Source organism: Mycobacterium sp. shizuoka-1 (assembly GCF_002723835.1).
Taxonomy (GTDB): Bacteria; Actinomycetota; Actinomycetes; order Mycobacteriales; family Mycobacteriaceae; genus Mycobacterium.
The window spans coordinates 6,988-27,787 of record NZ_BEWG01000080.1; the positions used below are offsets into that span (position 1 = coordinate 6,988).

The 20,800-nt window shown below is 66.6% G+C and carries 20 protein-coding genes; 14 read left to right on the forward strand and 6 right to left on the reverse strand.

Annotation, left to right across the window (positions count from 1 at the left end; all coding sequences use genetic code 11):
- Positions 1–42: 42 nt before the first annotated feature.
- The 5 genes from MSZK_RS21750 to MSZK_RS21770 are packed head-to-tail and all read left to right on the forward strand — an operon-like array spanning position 43 to position 6,154.
- Positions 43–1,071 (forward strand): MCE family protein, encoded by a 1,029-nt coding sequence (locus MSZK_RS21750; protein ID WP_099250679.1) that lies wholly within the window; start codon positions 43–45, stop codon positions 1,069–1,071.
- Positions 1,068–2,306 (forward strand): MCE family protein, encoded by a 1,239-nt coding sequence (locus MSZK_RS21755; RefSeq protein ID WP_099250680.1) that lies wholly within the window; start codon positions 1,068–1,070, stop codon positions 2,304–2,306. The genes MSZK_RS21750 and MSZK_RS21755 overlap by 4 nt, the downstream gene beginning before the upstream one ends.
- Complete coding sequence (locus MSZK_RS21760; protein ID WP_099250681.1) at positions 2,303–3,565, forward strand: MCE family protein; 1,263 nt, start codon at positions 2,303–2,305, stop codon at positions 3,563–3,565. The genes MSZK_RS21755 and MSZK_RS21760 overlap by 4 nt, the downstream gene beginning before the upstream one ends.
- Positions 3,562–4,710: an MCE family protein gene (locus tag MSZK_RS21765; protein ID WP_099250682.1), complete on the forward strand. Its 1,149-nt coding sequence runs from the start codon at positions 3,562–3,564 to the stop codon at positions 4,708–4,710. Before MSZK_RS21760 ends, MSZK_RS21765 begins: the two co-directional genes overlap by 4 nt.
- 1 nt (position 4,711) lies before the next feature.
- Positions 4,712–6,154, forward strand: a complete 1,443-nt coding sequence (locus MSZK_RS21770; protein ID WP_099250683.1) for an MCE family protein — start codon at positions 4,712–4,714, stop codon at positions 6,152–6,154.
- Positions 6,155–6,165: 11 nt separating this feature from the next.
- On the opposite strand, the gene MSZK_RS21775 is transcribed toward MSZK_RS21770, so the two are convergent.
- The 3 genes from MSZK_RS21775 to MSZK_RS21785 form a co-directional block, all read right to left on the reverse strand.
- Complete coding sequence (locus tag MSZK_RS21775; protein ID WP_099250684.1) at positions 6,166–6,819, reverse strand: TetR family transcriptional regulator; 654 nt, start codon at positions 6,817–6,819, stop codon at positions 6,166–6,168.
- Between the two features lie 57 nt (positions 6,820–6,876).
- Complete coding sequence (locus MSZK_RS21780) at positions 6,877–8,469, reverse strand: aldehyde dehydrogenase family protein (protein ID WP_099250685.1); 1,593 nt, start codon at positions 8,467–8,469, stop codon at positions 6,877–6,879.
- A 66-nt stretch (positions 8,470–8,535) separates the two neighbouring features.
- Positions 8,536–9,990, reverse strand: a complete 1,455-nt coding sequence (locus MSZK_RS21785) for an aldehyde dehydrogenase (protein WP_099250686.1) — start codon at positions 9,988–9,990, stop codon at positions 8,536–8,538.
- Between the two features lie 88 nt (positions 9,991–10,078).
- On the opposite strand from MSZK_RS21785, the gene MSZK_RS21790 reads away from it, so the two are divergent.
- From MSZK_RS21790 to MSZK_RS21825, 8 genes are all read left to right on the forward strand, one after another.
- Positions 10,079–10,273, forward strand: a complete 195-nt coding sequence (locus MSZK_RS21790) for a ferredoxin (RefSeq protein WP_099250687.1) — start codon at positions 10,079–10,081, stop codon at positions 10,271–10,273.
- Between the two features lie 118 nt (positions 10,274–10,391).
- On the forward strand, positions 10,392–11,258 hold the full coding sequence (locus tag MSZK_RS21795; RefSeq protein WP_099250688.1) for an SDR family NAD(P)-dependent oxidoreductase: 867 nt from the start codon (positions 10,392–10,394) through the stop codon (positions 11,256–11,258).
- A 42-nt stretch (positions 11,259–11,300) separates the two neighbouring features.
- Positions 11,301–12,530, forward strand: coding sequence for a cytochrome P450 (locus MSZK_RS21800; RefSeq protein WP_099250700.1), 1,230 nt, complete (start codon positions 11,301–11,303; stop codon positions 12,528–12,530).
- A 7-nt stretch (positions 12,531–12,537) separates the two neighbouring features.
- A complete protein-coding gene (locus MSZK_RS21805; RefSeq protein WP_099250689.1) occupies positions 12,538–13,716 on the forward strand; it encodes an aromatic ring-hydroxylating dioxygenase subunit alpha in 1,179 nt (392 codons plus the stop codon).
- Between the two features lie 7 nt (positions 13,717–13,723).
- A complete protein-coding gene (locus MSZK_RS21810; RefSeq protein WP_099250690.1) occupies positions 13,724–14,584 on the forward strand; it encodes a hypothetical protein in 861 nt (286 codons plus the stop codon).
- Positions 14,585–14,598: 14 nt separating this feature from the next.
- Positions 14,599–15,333 carry a Zn-ribbon domain-containing OB-fold protein gene (locus MSZK_RS21815; protein ID WP_233211441.1) on the forward strand — a complete coding sequence of 245 codons (735 nt, stop codon included), beginning with the start codon at positions 14,599–14,601 and terminating at the stop codon, positions 15,331–15,333.
- Entirely contained in the window at positions 15,330–16,493 is a 1,164-nt protein-coding gene (locus MSZK_RS21820) for a transporter (RefSeq protein ID WP_099250692.1), read from the forward strand. Before MSZK_RS21815 ends, MSZK_RS21820 begins: the two co-directional genes overlap by 4 nt.
- Positions 16,494–16,514: 21 nt before the next feature.
- A complete protein-coding gene (locus MSZK_RS21825) occupies positions 16,515–18,038 on the forward strand; it encodes a class I adenylate-forming enzyme family protein (RefSeq protein ID WP_099250693.1) in 1,524 nt (507 codons plus the stop codon).
- 9 nt (positions 18,039–18,047) lie between these two features.
- Here MSZK_RS21825 and MSZK_RS32455 read toward each other — a convergent pair whose 3' ends face one another.
- The 3 genes from MSZK_RS32455 to MSZK_RS21840 are packed head-to-tail and all read right to left on the reverse strand — an operon-like array spanning position 18,048 to position 19,765.
- Positions 18,048–18,353: a hypothetical protein gene (locus MSZK_RS32455; RefSeq protein WP_158230618.1), complete on the reverse strand. Its 306-nt coding sequence runs from the start codon at positions 18,351–18,353 to the stop codon at positions 18,048–18,050.
- Positions 18,354–19,157: a siderophore-interacting protein gene (locus tag MSZK_RS21835; RefSeq protein WP_099250695.1), complete on the reverse strand. Its 804-nt coding sequence runs from the start codon at positions 19,155–19,157 to the stop codon at positions 18,354–18,356.
- Complete coding sequence (locus MSZK_RS21840) at positions 19,157–19,765, reverse strand: TetR/AcrR family transcriptional regulator (protein ID WP_158230619.1); 609 nt, start codon at positions 19,763–19,765, stop codon at positions 19,157–19,159. Before MSZK_RS21840 ends, MSZK_RS21835 begins: the two co-directional genes overlap by 1 nt.
- Before the next feature lie 73 nt (positions 19,766–19,838).
- Here MSZK_RS21840 and MSZK_RS21845 point away from each other — a divergent pair.
- On the forward strand, positions 19,839–20,800 hold a 962-nt coding region (locus tag MSZK_RS21845; protein ID WP_099250701.1), incomplete at its 3' end, for a cytochrome P450.

The following is a 20,800-nucleotide window of genomic DNA, read 5'->3' on the forward strand; positions in this document are numbered from 1 at the left end:
CACCCTCCCCGTAATCCGTGCTGACCCGAGGACTAGCCACCTGTGAACACCAACGTGCGTCGCGCCGCGATCAGCTTCGCGGTCTTCGTGGTCGTCTGCCTGATCGGGACGGGTGCGCTGCTCGCCGTGTTCGCACAGCTCCGGCTCTCCGAGGAGCAGGTGTATCGCGCGGAGTTCACTGACGTCAGTGGACTGTCCACGGGAGACTTCGTCCGCATCGCCGGCGTCGAGGTCGGCAAGGTGAAGAAGATCTCGATCACCGACAATGCGCTGGCGCTGGTGGAGTTCTCCGCCGATCCCACGGTGTTCCTGACAGCAGGCAGCAAGGCGGCGGTGCGCTGGGAGAACCCGATCGGTGACCGGTACCTGGCGCTCATGCAAGGAGCGGGCGGCGCGCAGCGACTCAACCCGGGTGCGACCATCCCGGTCGCCAACACCATGCCCGCGCTTGACCTCGATACACTGCTCGGAGGATTCCGGCCGCTGTTCCGGGCCCTGGACCCCGCGCAGGTCAACGAACTGTCGTCGCAACTGATCGCCGTATTCCAAGACCAGGGTGCGTCGATCGGCGCTTTCCTGGATCAGACGGCCTCGCTCACAAGCACTCTCGCCGATCGAGACGAGCTGGTCGGCCAGGTGATCACCAACCTCAACGCAGTGATGGGCTCGCTGAGCAGCCAGAGTGGTCAGGTCGCGAAGGCGATCGATTCACTGGCCGCGCTCACACGCGGGCTCGCGGCCCGAAAGACGGACATCACCAACGCCGTCGCCTACACCAACGCCGCGACCGGCACGATCGCCGACCTGTTGGACGCGTCTCGTGGTCCGGTGAAAGACGTGGTGGCACAGACAGATCGGGTCAGCTCGATCGTGGCCGCCGACCACGACTGGTTCGACAACTTCCTCGAGACGGTCCCGCACTCCTACAAAGTGCTCAGCCGCCTGGGCATCATGGGTGACTTCTTCACCTTCTACCTGTGCGACCTGGTGCTGAAGGTGAACGGCAAAGGCGGCCAGCCGGTGTACGTCAAACTCGCCGGCCAGGACACGGGGCGGTGTGCGCCCAAGTGAAATCCTTCGCCGAACGGAATCCGTTCACCATCGGGGTGGTCGGTGTCGCCACCATCGCCGGCGTCGCGGCGGTCGCACTCGAGTACGACAGGCTCCCGTTTCTCGATTCGGCCAGACACTACAGCGCCTATTTCGGCGAGTCGGGTGGTCTGCGCCCGGGGGCGGCGGTCCAGGTGGCCGGCTATCGGGTCGGTGAGGTGTCGTCGGTCGATCTCCACGGCGCCGAGGTGCTGGTGACCTTCGAGGTCGACAAGGGTGTGCGTCTCGGCCGGCAGAGCGAGGCCAACATCCGCACCAAGAGCCTGCTCGGAGCCAAAGTTCTGGAGATCACCCCCCGCGGAGACGGGCAACTGACGCAACCGATCCCGCTTGAGAGAACGAAATCGCCCTACCAATTGCCCGACGCACTCGGCGATCTGTCGGCCACCATCAATGGTCTGGACACCCAGTCGGTCTCCGATGCCCTTGCCACCCTCTCGGACACGTTCAAGGACACGCCGCCGGTTCTCCAGCAGGCGGTGCGGGGCGTCGGGCGGTTCTCCCAGACGCTGGACGCCCGCGACGCTGCGCTGCGGAACCTGCTGGCCGATGCCAGTAAGGCGACCGGGGTGCTGTCGCAACGGGCCGACGAGATCGCGAACCTCGTTGCCAGCAGCACCGCCCTGCTGGCCGAGTTGCGCACCCAAAGCGAGGCTCTGGAGCAGATATCGACGAATCTCTCCAACCTCGCCAGGCAGCTGGGCGCCTTCATCGCGGACAACAAGGCGCAGTTGCGACCGACGCTGGACAAGCTCAACTCGGTGCTGACGATTGTCGACAACCGCAAAGCCGGCCTGCAACAAGCGATCAAGTACCTCAACCAGTACGCCATGTCGCTGGGTGAGAGCGTGGCCTCGGGCCCGTTCTTCAAGGCCTATATCGCCAACCTGCTCCCGGGCCAGTTCATCCAGCCGTTCGTCGACGCGGCGTTCTCCGATCTCGGCCTCGATCCCAATGTTTTGTTGCCCTCGCAGCGCACCGATCCCCAGACCGGTCAGCCGGCCACCCCGCCGCTGCCGGTGCCCTTCCCGCGGACCGGTCAGGGCGGCGAGCCCAAGCTCAATCTGCCCGATGCGATCACCGGAAACCCGGGCGACACCCGCTATCCCTATCGTGAGCCGCTTCCGGCGCCGCCGCCCGGCGGACCGCCACCCGGGCCGCCCGCGCAGCCACCGGCCGACGGAGGCCGGCCATGACGCCGCGGGCCGTGCGGATCGGCACCGCCATCGTGTTGCTGGTGACCCTGGCCGCCGCCAGTGTCGTCCTGGTGCGTCACGTCACCGCGTCGCAGCGGCTGCACGTCGTCGCCTACTTCGACAACAGCAACGGGCTCTTCACCGGCGACGAGGTGCGGATCCTAGGGGTGCCGGTCGGGCGGATCGACCACATCGAGCCCGAGGCGCAGCGGGTCAAGATCAGCTTCTCGGTCGACCCGCGCTACCAGGTGCCCGCCGACGCCAAAGCAGCGATCATCTCGCCGCAGCTGGTCACCTCGAGGGCGATCCAACTCACCCCGGCCTACACCGGGGGACCGGCGATGCGCGACGGTGCGGTGATCCCCCAATCACGAACGGCCGTCCCGCTGGAGTGGGATGACCTGCGTCAGCAGTTGGTGAAGCTGACGGATGCGCTGCAGCCGACGACACCAGGCGGGGTCAGTACCCTCGGTGCGTTCATCAACACCGCCGCCGACAACCTGCGGGGGCAGGGCCCGGCCATCCACGACACCGTGGTGAAGATGTCGCAGGCCTTGTCGATCCTGGGCGACCACAGCGACGACATGTTCTCGACCATCAGGAATCTGTCGGTCGTGGTCGGCGCATTGCAGGACAGCTCCCAACTGCTCGAGCAGTTCAATCACAATCTGGCCGCGGTGACCGGTGCGCTGAGCGCCTCCCCGGGAGCGGTGGGCGATGCGGTCAAGGATCTCAACGATGTCGTCGGTGACACCACGAAGTTCATCAGCGACAACCGGGAGGTCCTCGGTACGACGACCGACAAGCTCGCCTCCATCACCACTGCCGTGCACGAGAGCATCGACGATGTCGAACAGGCCCTGCACCTGTTCCCCAACACGTTGCAGAACTTCATCAACATCTATCAACCGACTCAGCAGGGCATCACCGGTGTGTTGACGATGCAGAACTTCGCCAACCCGATCTCGTTCCTGTGCGGCGGGATCCAGGCCGCATCCCGGCTCAACAACGAGCAGTCCGCCAAGTTGTGCGTCCAGTACCTCGCTCCGATCATCAAGAACCGGCAGTTCAACTTCCCGCCGCTGGGGTCGAATTACATCGTCGGAGAGTCGGCGCGACCCAACGAGCTCACCTACTCCGAGGACTGGCTGAGGCCGGATCACGTACCCGCTCCGCTCCCGGTTCAGGCGCAGCCGACCTCGACCGACCCGGCCGCCGGCTTGCCGGGGATGATGGTGCCGCCAGGGGGCGGAGGATGACGCGAATCCGGCGAAAGACGCTGACCCGCTGCGTTGCCGGTGTTGCGGTCCTGGTCACGACCGGCGCCGGCACGGCGTGTGAGTGGCACGGTCTGAACTCACTCCCGCTGCCAGGAACCCAGGGTCAGGGCGACGGGTCGTTCACCGTGCAGGCGCAACTGCCCGACGTCGGCTACATCCAGCAGAACTCCCGCGTTCGCGTCGGTGACGCGAATGTGGGAACCGTGACCAAGATCGAACGCCAGGGCTGGCATGCGTTGGTGACCATCACTCTCAACGGCGACGTGGATCTTCCTGCCAACAGCACGGTCACCGTGGGGCAGACCAGCCTGCTCGGCTCACTGCACCTCGAACTCGCCCCGCCGACGAACGGGGCGCCACAAGGCAAGCTGCACAACGGATCTCTCATTCCGCTGCAGAACGCGGGGGCATATCCCGGCACCGACGAGACGTTGGCGGCACTGTCACTGCTGCTCAACGGGGGCGGCATCGGTCAGGTCCAGGACATCACCGCCGCGTTCGCCACTGCGTTCGCCCACCGTGAGGCCGACCTGCGCAGCCTCATCACCCAGCTCGACCAGTTCACCGGGCGACTTTCCGCGCAGACCGGCGACATCATCGCCGCCACAGAGAGTTTCAACGGTCTGGTCGGCCATTTCGCCGATCAGAAGCCCGTCCTGGATCGCGCGATCCGGACCATACCGGATGCCCTGGCAGTGCTGGCGCAGCAGCGAGATCATCTCGCCGAAGCGCTGGCGGCGTTCGGCAAGTTCAGCGCGGTGGCCGCCGACACCATCAATCAGACCAAGGAGAACCTGGTCAAGGAGCTCAAAGAGGTCGCGCCGGTGCTACGGTCGCTGGCCGACGCCGGACCGGATCTGACCCGATCGCTGGACTTCCTCGGTACGTTCCCGTGGCCGAAGGGGCCGCTGGACAACTGGATTCGCGGCGACTACGCCAACATCACCGCGATCGTCGATCTGACGTTGAGTCGCATCGACAACACGATCTTCACCGGCACGCGGTGGGAGGGCGACCTCACCGAACTGGAGATGCAGTGGGGGCGCACCATCGGCCAGCTGCCCAGCCCCTATACCGCGGGCAATCCTCTCGTTGCCCCCTACCATCTCGATCAGGGGCCCTGACATGCATCTGAGTAGATGGATCAAGCTGCAGCTGGCCATTTTCGGCGTTGTCACCGTTGTGGCCGGGGCGGTGATGGTGTTCGGGTACATCAACGTGCCGGCGATGATGGGGATCGGGCGCTACACCGTCACCGTGCAACTGCCCCGGGCGGGCGGACTGTACGAAGGCGCCAACGTGACCTACCGCGGTACCGAGGTCGGCCGGGTCACCGCCGTTGCGCTCACCGATGCCGGCGTCGACGCCCGGCTGTCGTTGCGGTCCGACGTGCGTATCCCGTCAGACCTGGATGCGCAGGTGCACAGCACGTCGGCCATCGGTGAGCAGTATGTTGCGCTGATTCCGCGCAGTGCGGGGACGTCGTCGCTGAAGAACGGCGATGTCATCGCCGCCGACCGGACATCGGTGCCGCCTGATATCGGCGAACTGCTCGATGCGGCCAACCGCGGCCTACAGGCCATCCCGCGGGACAACGTGAGGACGGTGATCGACGAAAGTGACGCAGCCATCGGGGGATTGGGGCCGGAAATCTCGCGCATCGTGACGGGGTCCACCAAGCTGGCGATCGCCGCACAGGACAATCTCGGCCCGCTGACGTCACTGATCGACCAATCGGGCCCGGTGCTGGATTCCCAGGCCAACTCGGCCGCCTCCATCCGGTCCTGGGCGGCTCACCTTTCCGGTCTGACCGAACAGTTGCGAGACAACGACGGTGCGCTCGCCGGACTGGTCACCGACGGCGCCCGCGCCGCCGGGGAGGCCGACCAGCTGGTCGCGCGGCTTCGACCGAGTCTGCCCATCCTGATGGCCAATCTCGCCGGGATCGGACAGCTCGCGCTGACCGACCAGCCCGCCGTCGAGCAGCTTCTGGTGCTGATACCGATGGGCGTTCAGGTGATGGCGGCCGGCACCGTCGCCAACCGGGACAGCCAGCACCCGGGATTGGTGTTGTCGTTCAATCTGAATCTCAACCTTCCGCCACCGTGCACCACGGGATACCTGCCCGCGCAGCAACAGCGGATACCGTCGATGGTCGACACACCCGACCGCCCCGCCGACGATCTGTATTGCCGCATCCCCCAGGACTCGTGGCTGGCGGTGCGCGGCGCGCGAAATCTGCCGTGCCTGAACAATCCCGGTAAGCGCGCGCCGACCGCCAAAATGTGCCGCAGCAACGAGCAGTATGTGCCACTCAACGACGGGTTCAACTGGAAAGGTGACCCGAACGCAACGCTGTCCGGGCAGGACATTCCACAACCACCGCCGCCGGATGTGCCGGCAGCGGCGCCCCCCGGACAGGCCGCGCCAGTCGCAGTCGCTTATTACGACCCCGCGACCGGCAGCTACGTGGGGCCCGACGGCCTCACCTATACCCAGTCAGATCTCGCGGGACACAACGGTTCTCCGACCTGGCAGGGCATGCTGGTCCCGCCGGCTCTGCGCTGAGGCAGCTGCGGTCAGGCAGGGGTTTCCTGGGCGCACCGCCGGTAGGCATCGTTGGCGACCACACCGTAAAGGAAGCTCCGGATCCGTTCGGCGAAAACCTCTTTCACCGTCAGGTCATTGACCTTGATCGCCTCGGCGAGGTGCGGATACTTCTCCAGCTCGAACGGCGGGAACAGCGCATTGCGTCCGCGCGGCATCCGGACGGCTTCGGAGAGAACCGCGCCCACGCACAGCGTTTCCATGCCGTCCAGGATCTGCACGTGCAGGTGGACGGGCACTCCTGAGTCGGTGAGGAAGCGTGCGGCGTCTTCGAAACTCCCGATGAGCGTTTCGCGCGGCAGATGCTCGATGAGAATGGCTGCGGCGTTGCGATGGCGGAGCACCGATTGCCGGAAATTCAGTGCGAGGCTGACGAAGTACTCCGGCCAGTCGGGACCGGGCGACCGGCGCGGCTTGATGACCGACTTGCCGGCGATATGACGAGCGACGGCGGTCAGGATCTCGTTCTTGTCGGCGAAATGGTGATAGAGGGAGGGAGCCCGAACGCCCAGGTGTGCGGCCAGCCGGGGCAAGCTGAACGCGCCGAGTCCCTCGGAATCGATGATCTCGATGGACGCCTCGACGGCGGCGGTGCGGCTGATGAGCGGCTTGGACGGCCGTGCCATCTCAGTGCGACCCGAGCCCGCGAGGTAACCGGTCGGCCGCTGTGCGCATGGGCGTCACTATACCGAGAGCGGCGGTGTCTGCGGCCGCTGTGCGCCGGCCCGTCCCAGGCGGCGGCGCCAGTCGTGCGCACCGAGCAGACGGACGGCACGCGAGATCAGGCGCGCTCGCGCGGGAACGACGGGATACCACAGTGGCTCGGATTTCAGTGCGTAGCGCTCGGTGACCACCGATTGCTGACGGCAGTACTTGAGCACGCCCTGCGGTCCGCCGAAGCGGGTGCCCAGTCCCGAGTTCTTCCAACCCCCCATCGGGATCGGGAACTGGAATGTCGCGACCAGTGCGTTGTTGACCGATACCGAGCCGGCTTCGATCCGACGAGAGAGCCGGTCGGCTTTGTCCGGGTCGCGGGTCCACAGGCTGGAGCTGAGCCCGTAGTCGGAGTCGTTGGCCAGCGCGATCGCTTCGTCGGCATTCGCGACCCGCATGATCGGCAGGGTCGGTCCGAATGTCTCTTCCCGCATGCAGCGCATGCCGTGGTCGACGTCGACCAACACGGTTGGTTCGAAGCTGTTGCCCGGCCCGCGTTTTCCGCCCACCAGGACTCGTGCCCCTCGGTCGACGGCGTCTTGGACGTGCTCGGCCACGATGTCGGCCTGTGCCGAGGTCACCATCGTCCCGATATCGCACGAGTAACTGCCCGGCGCGTCCACCCCGTGGCGCAGGGCGCGTACCTTCTCGGTCACCCGCGCGACGAACTCGTCGTACACCGGGGCTTCGACGTAGACCCGCTCGATTCCGACGCAGGCTTGTCCCGAGTTGGTCATCCCGCCCCACACCGCGCCGGCTGCCGCCCGTTCGAGATCCGCGTCGGCGAGCACGATCATCGCGTCCTTGCCGCCGAGTTCGAGGCTGCAGGGAATCAGTCGCTCGGCACACCGCACCGAGATCGCGCGTCCGGTCCGCACGGAACCGGTGAACATGATCATGTCGGCCTCGTCGACGACCGCTGCCCCGGCGGCGGCTGCGCCGGTGGCGGCGGCCAGAACCGGGGGAGCCCCGATCTCCTCACGCCATCCTCGGACGGCCTCGGCCCAGGTCAGCGGGGTCACTTCCGACGGTTTGGACACCACCGCCGCACCGGCAACCAGGGCGCCGACCACGTCCATCATCGGACCGGCCAGCGGGCCGTTCCACGGGGTGATCAGCCCGACGAGCTGATACGGCCGCACCTGAACGCGCAACCGGCGCACGGCGTTGGCCGCGCCGGCCGGCTTGACGTGTCGATCCGCCAGGAAGCATTCCGCGTTCTTGGTGAAGTAGTTGATGACGTCGACGGCCACCGACATCTCCAGTGCGGCATCGGCCCACGACTTGCCGGTCTCCTGCTGGACCAGGGTCAGGAGCCGCCTCTCGTTGTCCAGCAGCCAGTCCAGCCAGCCCAGCAGGTGGGTGCTGCGGCCCCGTGGGCCCAACGCTTCCCAGGCAGGCTGGGCGGCGCGAAGCTCGGCACAGATCGCGGCGACCTGTACGGCGTCCAGATCGGGCACTGTCGCGATCACCGCGCCGTCCGCCGGGCGCCGCACCGTGATGGTCGGCTCTTGCGGGGTGCTGGTTGCGCCGTCGGGGGCTATCGCAGTGGGCCCGGCCATGAACTCTCCCGTCAGAACCGTGATTTATCTAACATCGTAAGGTTTTTCGACGAAGCAGCGCAATGGCTACCCGCCTGAGGTAGCCGGACCGACCCGGTAGATCGACTTGGTCACCTGATAACTCTGCAGCCCTTCCGGCCCGAGCTCGCGACCGAGTCCGCTGTCCTTGACGCCGCCGAAGGGCGAGCGGATGTCGAGCTGGTAGTCGTTGATGCCGACCGTGCCGGTCCGGATGGCGCGGGCCACGGCGACGGCCCGCTCGGTGTCGGAGGACCACACCGTTCCGGCGAGGCCGAAGCGGGAATCGTTGGCGATGCGTACCGCGTCGTCATCATCGGAGTAGCCGATGATGACCACGACCGGGCCGAAGATCTCCTCTTGGGCAAGGCGATCGGCATTGTCCACATCGCCGAACAGCGTCGGCGCCACGAACCAGCCACGGGGCCGGTTTGCCGGGATGTCGCCGCCGGCCAGCAGTGTGGCGCCACTGGTCTTTCCGTGGGCGATATAACCGAGCACGCGGTCCCGCTGGGTGGCGCTGACCAGCGGGCCGATCTCGGTCTCGTCCGCCAGCGGGTCACCGACCACCAGCTCCCGCACCATCTCGGCGATCGCGTCGGCGAATTCGCGGTAGCGAGAACGCGGTAGGAGGATGCGGGAGCTCAGGTGGCAGGTCTGGCCGTTGTTGACAAACGACGCCGTCCGCAACCCGTCGACGGTGTGCGTGACATCGGCGTCGTCGAGGACCACGGCTGCCGACTTGCCGCCGAGCTCGAGGGTGACCGGGCGGATCAGCTGCCCGCATGCGGCGCCGATACTCCGGCCTGCGCCGGTCGACCCCGTGAAGGCCACCTTGCCGACGCCGGGGTGGGTTACCAGATGCGCGCCGGCCGACGCATCGCCCGCAACCACGTTGAGCACCCCGGGTGGCAGCCCGGCCTCGAGTGCGGCCTCGGCGAACACGAGTGAGTCCAAAGCGGTTTCGGGAGCCGGTTTGAGCACCACCGGGCATCCGGCGGCAAGTGCGGGTGCCAGCTTCATCACCGCGAGGGCTTGCGGATAGTTCCACGGGGTGATGGCCGCGACCACCCCGACCGGCTCGCGCCGAACGATCGTGTGGCCGATGAGAGCCGGCCGGATCTGTTCGAGTTCGGCGCGGGCGATGAGCTTGGCATAGTAGCCGACCAACGCGGCGGGGAAGATGCCGTTGACGTTGCGGGACAGGCTGATCGGCATGCCGTTCTCACGGCTGACCAACGTCGAGGTGGCGGCTGCGCGGGACTGCAGGGCGGCGGCGAAGCGAGTGAGGATCTCGACCCGTTCGGCAGGTTCGGCGTCCGACCAGGCCCTCGCCTGCGGACCGTGTGCGGCGGTGACTGCATCGTCGATGTCGGTCCGGCTCGCGCAACCGGCGTGACCGATGATCTCTTCGGTCGCGGCGTCGACCACCGGGACGCAGTGGGCTGCGGGGCGGAATTGGCCACCGACGAACAGCAGGCCGGTATCGCCGGTGGGGGTCATGGAAGGTGCTCCTCGTTGGCCGGTTTCATCCACAATATCTAATGACTATAGTTTTACAGACCGCGCCGAGCGAAGGGATCCAGCGTCGATGAGAGTCCGATTGATTCGTGCGAAATGTGCCGGCCACGCGCAGTGCTACGCCGTCGCGCCCGACATCTTCCCCATCGATGACGAGGGCTTCTGCATCCTCGAGGAGCGGGATGTGGCGCCCGATGAGGTGGCGCTCGCGCGGGCCGGCGTCGCGTCGTGTCCCGAGCTCGCGTTGGTCATCGACGACGACTGATTGACGCACTAAACCTATAGGCGTAAGGTTTGGACCCGGGTGTTGCAGGTCACAGGAGCCCCGTAGCAGCGGGAGCGCAGGCCGGTGAAGGCCTCGGCTCCGCCGACAGAGGAGAAGGATGAGACTCGAAGGCAAAGTCGCCGTCATCACCGGCGCCGGATCAGGTCTTGGCCGGCATTGTTCGCAACTGTTCAGCGCCGAGGGCGCCAAGGTCGCGATCGTCGACATCGACTCCGATCGCGCCGAGCAGACGCTCAAGCTGGTGACCTCCGACGGTGGTGACGCGATCGCCATCACTGCAGACGTGTCGGACAAAGCCCAGATCACCGCGGCGATCGACCAGACGGTCGAGCACTACGGCAAGCTCGACATCGCCTGGGCCAACGCCGGCATCGTCTCCCGCGGCGGAGCGGCGGCGCTGGGTCTCGAGGACGCCGTTGCCTTCGAGGACATGACCGAAGCCGATTGGCAGGATGTTCTCGGCGTCAACCTCAGCGGTGTCATCTACACCGCCCAAGCCGCGGTGCCGCATCTGAAGGCCAACGGCGGCGGCACGATTCTGGCCACGTCGTCGGCGGCGTCTCTGGTGGCCTACCCGAGCATCGCGTTCTACTGCGCCACCAAAGCCGGGGTCAACGGACTGGTGCGTGGACTGAGCCTCGATCTGGGCAGGTATGGCATTCGCGTCAACGCGATCGCGCCGACCCACGGAATGTCGCCCAACTTCCTCATGCCGCCCGGGTCCCCGGTGGTCGGGATGTCCTACGAGGAGTCGGCCGGCCCGTGGAACCCGACGGTGTCGCCGATTCCGCTGAAGCTGGCCCGTCCGCCGGCACTGTCCGACAACGCGAAGGTGGCGCTGTTCCTGGTCTCCGATGACTCGGCCTACATCTCCGGTGCGGTGATCGGTGCGACCGACGGCGGAACGCTGGCCCGGGTCGGCATGTGGTTCCCGGACGATCTCAACCCCCAACCGGTCGGCTGACCACGACGTCCGGATCCGATGACCGCCGAGGAGACCCCTGAGATGCCGACCATGGAAAAAGTTCCCGCTCACCTGGTGACCGATTTCGACGTGTATGACCCGAGCCTGGCCGAGCCGGTGGACGTCATGCAGCAGAAGATGGCCGAACTGGCCGCGATGGGCCCGGTGGTCTACTCGACCGCGCACGGCGGCCACTGGATCATCACGCGGTACAAGGAGATTCACCAGGTTCTCACCGATACCACCACGTTCTCCAGCTATCCGAACAACCTGGTCACCCCTGCTGACTTCGGCAAATTCATTCCACTGGAACTGGATCCGCCGGAGCACACCGCCTATCGCCATGCGCTGCAGCCGCTGTTCAGCCCGCAGCGGATGAAGCGGCTCTCCGACGATATCCGCGGTGTGGTCAATGACCTCATCGATAAGTTCGCCGCCAGAGGCGAGGCCGAGTTCATCTCGGAGTTCGCTCACGAGCTGCCCGCGAAGGTCTTTCTGGCCCTGATGGATTGGCCGATCGCCGATGCGCAGATGTTCACCGACGCCACCGACGCCGTATTGTTCGGCAAGCCCGGCGGCACCAAGGAGGAATCCGATCAGGCGATGATGATGGCGGCCATGACGATCGCCGGCTACTTCAACACCGTGATCGCCGAGCGCCGTGGCAAATATGGCGACGACGCCACGTCCAAACTGATCAATACTGAAGTCGAGCTGCCTGACGGCACCCGGCTGCTCAGCGACGAAGAGCTCTTCCGGATGTTCTTCCTGTTGCTCATGGGTGGCCTGCACACCGTGCAAGGCTCGCTGGCCTGGTCGGTCGTTCATTTCGTGAACAATCCGGCCCAGCGGGATCTGCTGATCGCCGATCCGACCCTGTTGCCGAAAGCCGTCGAAGAGGTGCTGCGCATCGAGGCGGCCGTGACCGCCGGGCGCCGCGTCACCTGCGACACGACGCTCGGCGACGTCCACCTGGCCAAGGATGATCAGCTCATCGTCCTGCTGTGCACCGCGAATCGCGACCCCGACTACTTCGATTCGCCGAACACCTTCGACGTGACGCGCTACCCCAACCGGCACTTGTCTTTCGGGTCCGGGCCGCACCGCTGCCTCGGTTCACACCTCGGCCGTCTCGAGCTGAGCATCGCACTAGAAGAACTCCATCGGCGCATCCCCGACTACCAGCTGGTGGACTCCGACCCGCCGACCTTCCACGCCACCCAGGTGCGGGGCTGCCATCGCATGCCGATCACCTTCACCCCCGAGAAGTGAGAGCGCAATGACCACATCGCTGCCGCGCCCCGATCGTATCCGCAGGGCGATCGAGCTGCTGCGTAACGACACCACCGACAAGTTCGACGACGTGGTGACGTTCTCCGCGCACGAATTCACCGACCCCGAACTCGCCCAGCGGGAACGCGATCTCGTCTTCGGCGAGGTGCCGTCGATCGCCGCGCACTCCACCGAGATCGGCAAGCCGTATGACTTCATGACCGTCCAGATGCCGCGGAACAACGTCCTGCTGGTGCGGCAGAAGGACGGTGGGGTCAAGGCATTCGTCAACCTGTGCCGGCATCGGGGGGCGCTGCTTGAGGACAACGAGAAGGGCCGCTGCCGGTTCTTCTCGTGCCCGTACCACCGCTGGTCCTACGATCCTGACGGCTCGTTGCGAATGATCACCCGCGACAACACCTTCGGCGATATCGACCGCAGCAAGTTCGGCCTGGTGGAGCTGCCCTGCGAGGAGCGCCACGGTTTCGTCTGGATCGTCGACAACGCCAGCGCGTCGATCGACGTCGCTGCCTGGCTGGGGCCGGAGATGGATGCGATCCTGGCCGGTTACCGGATCGAGGATCTGGTCTGTTTCCGGGCGGCCGGTTTCGACGAGCCGACGAACTGGAAGATCATGCAGGACGCGTTCCTGGACGGCTACCACATTCAGTACGCCCACCCCAATTCCGCGGGAAAGATCATCCACACCAACGTGATGGCGTTCGAAGACTTCGGCCGACACTGCCGGTTCATCGCACCGCGCAAGTCGATCGACCGCTGGCTGGAAGAGGATCCCGGTGACCGCTCGCTGGATCCCTACGTCACCGAGACCCACTTCCTGCTGCCCAACAGCACGTTGCTTCGCCAGCCGGACCACTTCCAGCTGCTGACCTTCCGGCCACATCCCACCGATCCGACCCGGTCGCGGATGGAACAGCGGCTGATGGTGCCCGGGCTGGAGGCATCCGAGATGGCCGAGGACCATTGGAACCACCGGTGGGAGAAGAACTGGCAGATCTTGCTGACGGTGCTGCACAGCGAGGATTTCCCGCTGCTGCGCAACTCTCAGCAGGGTATGGGTAGCGCTGATGCGGGCGATATGTTGCTGGGACGCAACGAGACAGCGAACCAGGTGTTCCGGCGGGAGATCAAGAAGTTGCTCGCCGAAGGTGCTGTGCCGTCCTGATTCCACGATGATCACATACGAATGGAGATCGGAGCTCAGCTGTTCTGAGGCCGACGAGCTGGGCGCGCTGCTGGCCCGTGCCGCGGCGTACGATGCCGAGCCCGGATACACGACCATCGACTTCGCCGACGTGGCAGGGTCGCTCGCCGACGACGAGTCCGCCGACCGGCATCTTCTGATCTGGATGCTGCCGCACGCCGTCGCGATGGACGAACCGAATGTCCCCGCGCGCATCGCCGGGCTGCTGCGGCTGGCCGGCGCGTCGTCGGGCCGAGCCGAGGCCACCGCGGTGATCGATCCCGCCCTGCGGTCGATCGGCATCATGACCCTGCTCCTGGAGCAGGTCGGCCTCGACACGACCGCTGCCGGGGGATGGTTGGGATCCGGGGCGCACACGGTGACGGCCTGGGCGCGTGGCAATCACCCGGCCAGCGGCCGGCTCAGTGACCGGTTCCTGATCCCCCGCACCCGCCGCGTCTGGCAGCTCATTCGCGGACTGGACTCGGACCTCGCGGTTTCCGCGGCACCCGTTCTCGAACCCAGTGGGTCGACCGCCCGCGGTGCGCGCTATGCACTGCGGGAGATGGGCCGTGTCCTCGGTTCGGTCACCCTCAACCGGCAGCCGGTGGCGTCGGAGGAATTCGGCGATTGCGCAGTCGTCGACAGTGTCGAGGCGTCGCCGTCCGCTCCGCCGGGCGCGTTGCGACGGCTCCTGGACGGCGCCGTCGCCGTCGCCGGCGAAGCCGGCCTGTCCGGTGCCCTCATCCACGTCGATTCCGGCGACGCCCGCCTGGTGAACGCGGCGCGGTTGGCGGGTTTCCACCACGACCGCACCGACGTGCGCTACCAACTCGGAGGCAGCAGTTGAACCTTTCGTCCGGTGTGCCAGACGAACTCGTCGCCACGGTCGAGGCCCACGGCAAAGCGGTGGCGGCCGCGGACAACGCGGTTGTCCTTGCCGATTTTCTGCCGGATCGCGTCGGTCAGCTGATCGCTTCGGCCGACGTGCCGACCCGGCTGACGGGCTGCCAGGTGCGCAGCATCACCGCAGTCGGAGACGGCCGTTACGACGCGGTGATCCGGTATGTCGAACCCGGTGACGAGTGGTTCGAATTACGAAGCCGCTGGGTGCGATTCGAGGACGGCACGTGGCGTGTTCTCAGTGTCCGGAACATCCCCGACACACCCCCGTGGATGGACCTGGCCGGGCCCTCCGACGACGGACTCGACGGCCCGCACTGGGACGGATTGCGGGAGGGCAAGTTGCTCCTGCAGCGATGCCCCGGCTGCGCGAGCTGGATCTGGGCGCCACGCCCGATCTGCCCATGCTGCCATTGTTTCGAACTGTCCTGGGAACAGGTCGAGCCGGTGGGGACCATCTACTCGTGGACCCGCACCTGGCAGCCGTTCGGTCCAGAGGCCACCGGACACCTGCCCTATGTGGTCGTTCTGGTGGAGTTGCCCCGCGCAGGTGGGTGTCGCGTGCTCGGGGTGCTGGCCCATGCCGACGGTGTCACGCCGCGGATCGGTGCTCGGGTCCGCGGCCGGATGGACGCTGCTCCCGACGCCGAACATTGGCCGCTGATCCGCTGGCAACTCGAGGCGGTCCGCCGATGAGCGCGTTCCGTGGGGGAACCGCCGTCGTCGGGGTCGGTGCGACCGACTACTACAGACGCGGCACCAGTCCGTTGTCGTCCGCACAGTTGGTGTTGCAGGCGATTCTACGGGCGTGCGAGGACGCCGGTGCCGATCCGCGGTCGATCGACGGGTTCGTGTCCTACGCCGGTGACTCGAGCGAAGGCCTGGCGCTCGGCGCCGCGCTGGGGGTGCGTGAGGTCCGGTGGTCGACCCAGGTCTGGGGCGGCGGGGGCGGCGGTGTCGCCGCGGCGGTGAATTGTGCTGCGGCAGCCGTCTATAGCGGGCAAGCCGACTGCGTCGTCGTCTATCGGGGTTTGAGCGAGGGCACCGACGGCCGCGGTGCCTTCAACAAGGGCCACATGGGCCATCTCTACACCGCCCATGGCATGCTGGCGCCCGCGCAGGTCTGCGCCCTGCGCACCCAGCGGATGCTGGAGGTGGACCGGGTGCCTGCGTCGGCACTCGAAGCGGTGGCCATGGCCGGGTACCACCACGCCCAGAACAACCCGAATGCGGTGGCGTACGGCCACCCGCTCGATCACGACCGCTACCAGTCCTGCCGGCTGATCTCCGAGCCGCTGCGATTGTTCGACTGCTCTCGGGAAAATGACGGGGCCACAGCGGTTCTCGTGGTTCGGGCCAGCCGGGTGGCGGAGTATCGGGGCCGACCTGCCTACATCCTGGCCGGCGTCCAGGGCGCGGCGGCCGGGTGGAGCGAATCGGTCGAGAACGAGCAGGACTACACCAGCGCCGGATTCCACCCGGTCTTGGTGCAGAGGTTGTGGGCCGGAGCGCAGATCAACCCCGCCGACGTCGACGTGGCGCAGGTCTATGAGAACTTCACCGGCCCGGCCGTCGCGGCGATGATCGACCATGGATTGTGCCCCAACGGTCCGGCAGCGGGCGATCATCTGACGGTGGAAAACCTGACGGTCGGCGGCCGGCTGCCGATCAACACGGCCGGTGGCAACATCGCGGAGGGATTCGTGCACGGCATCGGGCTGGTGGCTGAGGCGGTGCGCCAGATCCGGGGCGGCTCGCCGAATCCGGTGGAGAACGCCGACATCTCGCTCCTGGTCGGCGGCCCCATGGCACCATTGGTGAGCTCCACCGTATTCGGCTCAGCAGCAACGGTCTGACCGACAGGAGCAAGGAGGACGATGGCTGAGACCGTGGCATCGGCGTTGCGCTGGTGGGCCAGGACCAAGGGTGACCAGAGCGCCGTGATCGTCGGCGACGGCCACATCAGTTATCGGTTGTTGCACGAATGGACCGGTCGGCTGGCCAGGAAGCTGGCCGATGAGGGCGTCAAGCCGGGTGACCGGGTGGGGCTGCTGGCGCCCAATTGCTCGCAGTGGCCGGTCGCCGCGCTGGCGGTGATGAAATGCGGGGCGACCCTGGTGCCGCTGAACTCTCGCCTGAAGCCCGCCGAGATCCGCAAGGTCGCCGACGACGCCGAGATCAGTGCGGTGATCGCCGCGGGGACCCACCTCGACGTGGCCGACGAGGCACGCGCCGCGGGGCGCGATTTCACGGTCTGGAGTCTGGATGTCGTTGACGCGCAACGCCACGGCGATCCCGACGACTTTGTGGTGGAGCCCGGTGAGCAAGACCCGATCGCGGTGATCTTCACGAGCGGGTCGACCGGTCTGTCCAAGGGGGTGATTCTGACCAGCCGCACCCTGATGGGCATGGTGCTGGAGAACACCCTGACCGAGGAGGGTTTCCGGCCCGGTACCGTCACCCTGCTGGTGCTGCCGCTGGCGTTCACTCCCGGGTTGGTGTACGGCCTGCTGATCACCTCGGTGCTCGGGGGCACCCTGATCGTCGAACCGGACCTCAACCCGGCCCGCGCTGTCACGCTGATCGAGAAGCATTCGGTACGAGCGCTTTTCGGTGTGCCCCTGGTGTTCGAGGCGCTGTCGCGAGCTGATGGGTTCGTGGATGCCGATCTGAGTTCGCTGCAGACGGCCATCGTCGGCGGCGCGGCAGTGCCTGCGGACCTGTTGCGGCGCTGGGCGCAGAAGGGGGTGTTGCTGCGCCAGATCTACGGGATGACAGAGGCCGGCGGCGTGGCGACGGCGACGCTGCGTGACGAGGCGCTCGAGCACCCGGATTCCTGCGGCAGCGGGTCGATCTTCACCGAGGTCGACGTGATGCTCGCGGACGGCTCGATGGCCGGCCCGGGCGAGCACGGCGAACTGGTGGTCCGCGGCCCTGGTGTAACCCCGGGGTACTGGAACGATCCTGGCACCACAGCGACCGCGATCCGCGACGGCTGGCTGCACAGCGGCGATGTCGGCGTGCGCGATGAGCAGGGGCGCATCACCTTCGTGGACCGCATCAAGGAACTGATCATCTCGGGCGGCATCAACATCTCACCGGTCGAGCTGGAGACGGCGATCCGGGCCGTCGACGGCGTCGAGGAGGTGGCGGTGATCGCCGCGCCGGACTCCCGCTTCGGGGAGACCCCGGCCGCGATCATCACCGTCGCCCCCGATTCGGGCGTGACAGAGTCGACGGTGATCGGGCATTGCGAAGCGGTTCTGTCGGATTACAAGGTGCCGCGGTACGTCGTGCTGCGCGAAGAGCCGCTGCCCCGTCTGCCGAACGGCAAGTTGGACAAGCCCGCGATACGCGCGGACTACCGCGATATCCCGGACCGGTTCAGCCGAGTCCGGTAGCGCCGAACCTCAGCAGATCGCGGCGGCCACGATCAGGCCGAAGGCGATGAGCACGATACTCAGCACGGCCGCTGAGTGGCCCATCGACAGCGCCACCACCGCGCCGGCCACGCCGGCGATGAAGACGACGATCATCAGGAAAGCCATCACGCCCCGGTGCGGATTGATCGCACTGGACGGCAGGGGCCTTCTGGAAGGGTGCATGCCGTTCATCGAACACCTCCGGTTGTGACCTGAGTCATCAAATCGAGTATAGGTGATGCACATCACAAATAAGCCACGACTCGACACCCGAATGGCCGTCGACCAGGCCATTCACAGACCAGCCCGCTCCAAGGCCTCATCGAACTCTTCGGCGGCCGCTTTGGGGCCCTTACCGGCGGTGACGGCCCGCTGGTAGACCTGCCCAAGCTCGCCGCTGACCAGGGCGAACTTGGTATCCCAGGCCTCGGAGCCGTAGCGCCAGTAGCCGGTGATGTCGTAGTGGTCGGCGCTCCACCCTCGACCCCGGAGGTCCTTGCGGACCTGGCGTGCCTCGGCGGCTTCGCCGGCGAACCAGCAGTAACCCTGCGTCGGCGCGTCGAGCTGCCGAACGAGGTGCGCCAGCCGGCTGGGGCCCAGCCCGTTGCCGGTGCCCAGAGTGCTCATCACGGTGGCGCCGGGGCGCTCAGGTAGATACTCGAGGTCGTCGAGCTCGGCAGCCTCGACGACGACGGTCGTCTCGATGGCCGCCGGTGCCTCGGCCATGATCCGGGCGGTGGCCGGCAGGCCGGCGAGGTCGGTGATCAGCAGCTGCCACGAGGTGCCCGACGGTGGGCGGTACCACCCGTTCGCGTGGTCGATCCGCACGCGGTCGCCGGCACGAGCGGTCTGCGCCCAGTTGCTGCCCAGCCCGCCGGTGTGCACGACGACGTCGAGGTCGAGCCGGTCCCGGTCGTGCCGGCGCACGGAATAGGTCCGGCCCTGCTCGGTCGCCGACGTGGTGAAGTACACCCCCACTGCCGCATCCGGGACCGGCGGAATGTCCAGTGCATCAGGGTCGTCGACGCGCAGGGTGACCCGACGCAATCGCGGGTTGAGTGCGGTCGTGGCGAGCACTGATGCCGGGGAGTCACCCATCACACGGCCCCGGCCGCGCCCAGCGTGATCGCGGTCAGGGTGGCGACGAGGGTGCGCTCGTCGGTGTCGATGTCGCCGTGCAGCCATGCGCTGATGAGCTCTGTCGCGGCGATGACCATTCCCCTGGTCGCCAGCAGACGGTCCACGGCTGGGCGCGGCGATCCGGTGAAGGGCATGGCCTCGGCGGCAATGCGTTCGGTGAACTCGCCGATCTCCCGTTGCCGGAGTTGGCGGAGTCGCGGAAAGCCGGGCGATTCCATGTAGAGCCGCGCGTCGGCGGCGCTGGCGACCAGGGTGCGCACGACGATGCGCAGCACGCCGTGGGCCCGGTCGGCCAGCGGAGTCGTGGTCAGCACGTGCTCCATGGCCGCTTTCAGCCGCGAGTACAGATCCTCTGCGCAGGCATCCAGCAGATCCTCTTTGGTCGTGAACTCGGTGTAGAAGTAGCGCTTGCTCAGTTTCGCCCGCTGGCACACCTGGTCGACGGTCAGCGGTGCCAGGCCGTCCTCGGCGATCAGTTCCCGTGTCGCGTCGAGCAGGCGCTCGCGGCGTTCTCTCGAACGTTGTTCGGAGCTCAACCCTCCGTAGGTGCGCCCTTCGACAGTCACGACGACATCTTGACCCATCTGTGAGGTTCGCCATAATCTAGAACGATCTCGTTCCACATTACAAGGAGTGCCGATGACCACACGGATCATGGATGACGCGGGCCGAGTTCTGGCCACCCCGCGGTCCTACGTCGACGAGACCGCGCTGCACGCCGCGCTGGCACACCTGCGTGCGCATGCCCCGGTGTCGTGGGTCGAGGCGGAGGGCTATCGGCCGTTCTGGGCGATCACCAAGCACGCCGACATCATGGACATCGAGCGTCAGAACGATCTGTTCACCAACGACCCGCGGCCGATTCTCGTCGCGACCGAACTCGACGACCAGTTGCGCGCCGATCGGGAGGCGGGCATCGGGCTGAGCACGCTGATCCACATGGACGATCCGCACCACCGCGACATGCGCAAGATCGGCGCCGACTGGTTTCGCCCGAAAGCCATGCGCGACTTGAAGACCCGCTGTGACGAACTGGCCAAGATCTACGTCGACAAAATGCTCGAACAAGGTCCCGAAATCGACTTCGCCCAGGAGATCGCGGTCAACTACCCGCTGTATGTGATCCTGACCCTGCTGGGCCTGCCCGAATCCGACTTCCCCCGGATGCTCAAACTCACCCAGGAGCTCTTCGGCGGCGACGACACCGAGTTCCAGCGCGGCGAATCCAAAGACGCGATGCTCGCGGTACTGCTGGACTTCTTCAACTACTTCGCAACGCTGACCGCATCCCGGCGCGAACACCCCACCGAGGACCTCACGTCGGCGATCGCCAACGCCACCATCAACGGCCAACCGCTGTCCGATATGGACACCGCCTCCTACTACGTGATCGTCGCCAGCGCCGGCCACGACACCACCAGCGCCGGAATCGCCGGCGGGCTCCTGGAACTGGTGCGCAACCCCGGCGAACTGCAGCGCCTCAAAGACGATCCCGGCCTGATGGGCGCTGCGGTCGAGGAGATGATCCGCTGCGTGGTCCCGGTCAAGGAGTTCATGCGCACCGCCCAGGCCGACACCGAAGTCCGCGGGGTGCCGATCGC

Excerpts from the sequence above, each read along its gene's own strand:
- MSZK_RS32455 (WP_158230618.1), bottom strand. The coding sequence starts at position 18,353 with ATGGCCTGGTCGACGGCCATTCGGGTGTCGAGTCGTGGCTTATTTGTG.
- MSZK_RS21820 (WP_099250692.1), top strand. The coding sequence starts at position 15,330 with ATGAGCGCGTTCCGTGGGGGAACCGCCGTCGTCGGGGTCGGTGCGACC.
- MSZK_RS21770 (WP_099250683.1), top strand. The coding sequence starts at position 4,712 with ATGCATCTGAGTAGATGGATCAAGCTGCAGCTGGCCATTTTCGGCGTT.
- MSZK_RS21765 (WP_099250682.1), top strand. The coding sequence starts at position 3,562 with ATGACGCGAATCCGGCGAAAGACGCTGACCCGCTGCGTTGCCGGTGTT.
- MSZK_RS21785 (WP_099250686.1), bottom strand. The coding sequence starts at position 9,990 with ATGACCCCCACCGGCGATACCGGCCTGCTGTTCGTCGGTGGCCAATTC.
- MSZK_RS21835 (WP_099250695.1), bottom strand. The coding sequence starts at position 19,157 with ATGGGTGACTCCCCGGCATCAGTGCTCGCCACGACCGCACTCAACCCG.
- MSZK_RS21775 (WP_099250684.1), bottom strand. The coding sequence starts at position 6,819 with ATGGCACGGCCGTCCAAGCCGCTCATCAGCCGCACCGCCGCCGTCGAG.
- MSZK_RS21780 (WP_099250685.1), bottom strand. The coding sequence starts at position 8,469 with ATGGCCGGGCCCACTGCGATAGCCCCCGACGGCGCAACCAGCACCCCG.
- MSZK_RS21795 (WP_099250688.1), top strand. The coding sequence starts at position 10,392 with ATGAGACTCGAAGGCAAAGTCGCCGTCATCACCGGCGCCGGATCAGGT.
- MSZK_RS21825 (WP_099250693.1), top strand. The coding sequence starts at position 16,515 with ATGGCTGAGACCGTGGCATCGGCGTTGCGCTGGTGGGCCAGGACCAAG.
- MSZK_RS21790 (WP_099250687.1), top strand. The coding sequence starts at position 10,079 with ATGAGAGTCCGATTGATTCGTGCGAAATGTGCCGGCCACGCGCAGTGC.
- MSZK_RS21810 (WP_099250690.1), top strand. The coding sequence starts at position 13,724 with ATGATCACATACGAATGGAGATCGGAGCTCAGCTGTTCTGAGGCCGAC.
- MSZK_RS21760 (WP_099250681.1), top strand. The coding sequence starts at position 2,303 with ATGACGCCGCGGGCCGTGCGGATCGGCACCGCCATCGTGTTGCTGGTG.
- MSZK_RS21805 (WP_099250689.1), top strand. The coding sequence starts at position 12,538 with ATGACCACATCGCTGCCGCGCCCCGATCGTATCCGCAGGGCGATCGAG.
- MSZK_RS21800 (WP_099250700.1), top strand. The coding sequence starts at position 11,301 with ATGCCGACCATGGAAAAAGTTCCCGCTCACCTGGTGACCGATTTCGAC.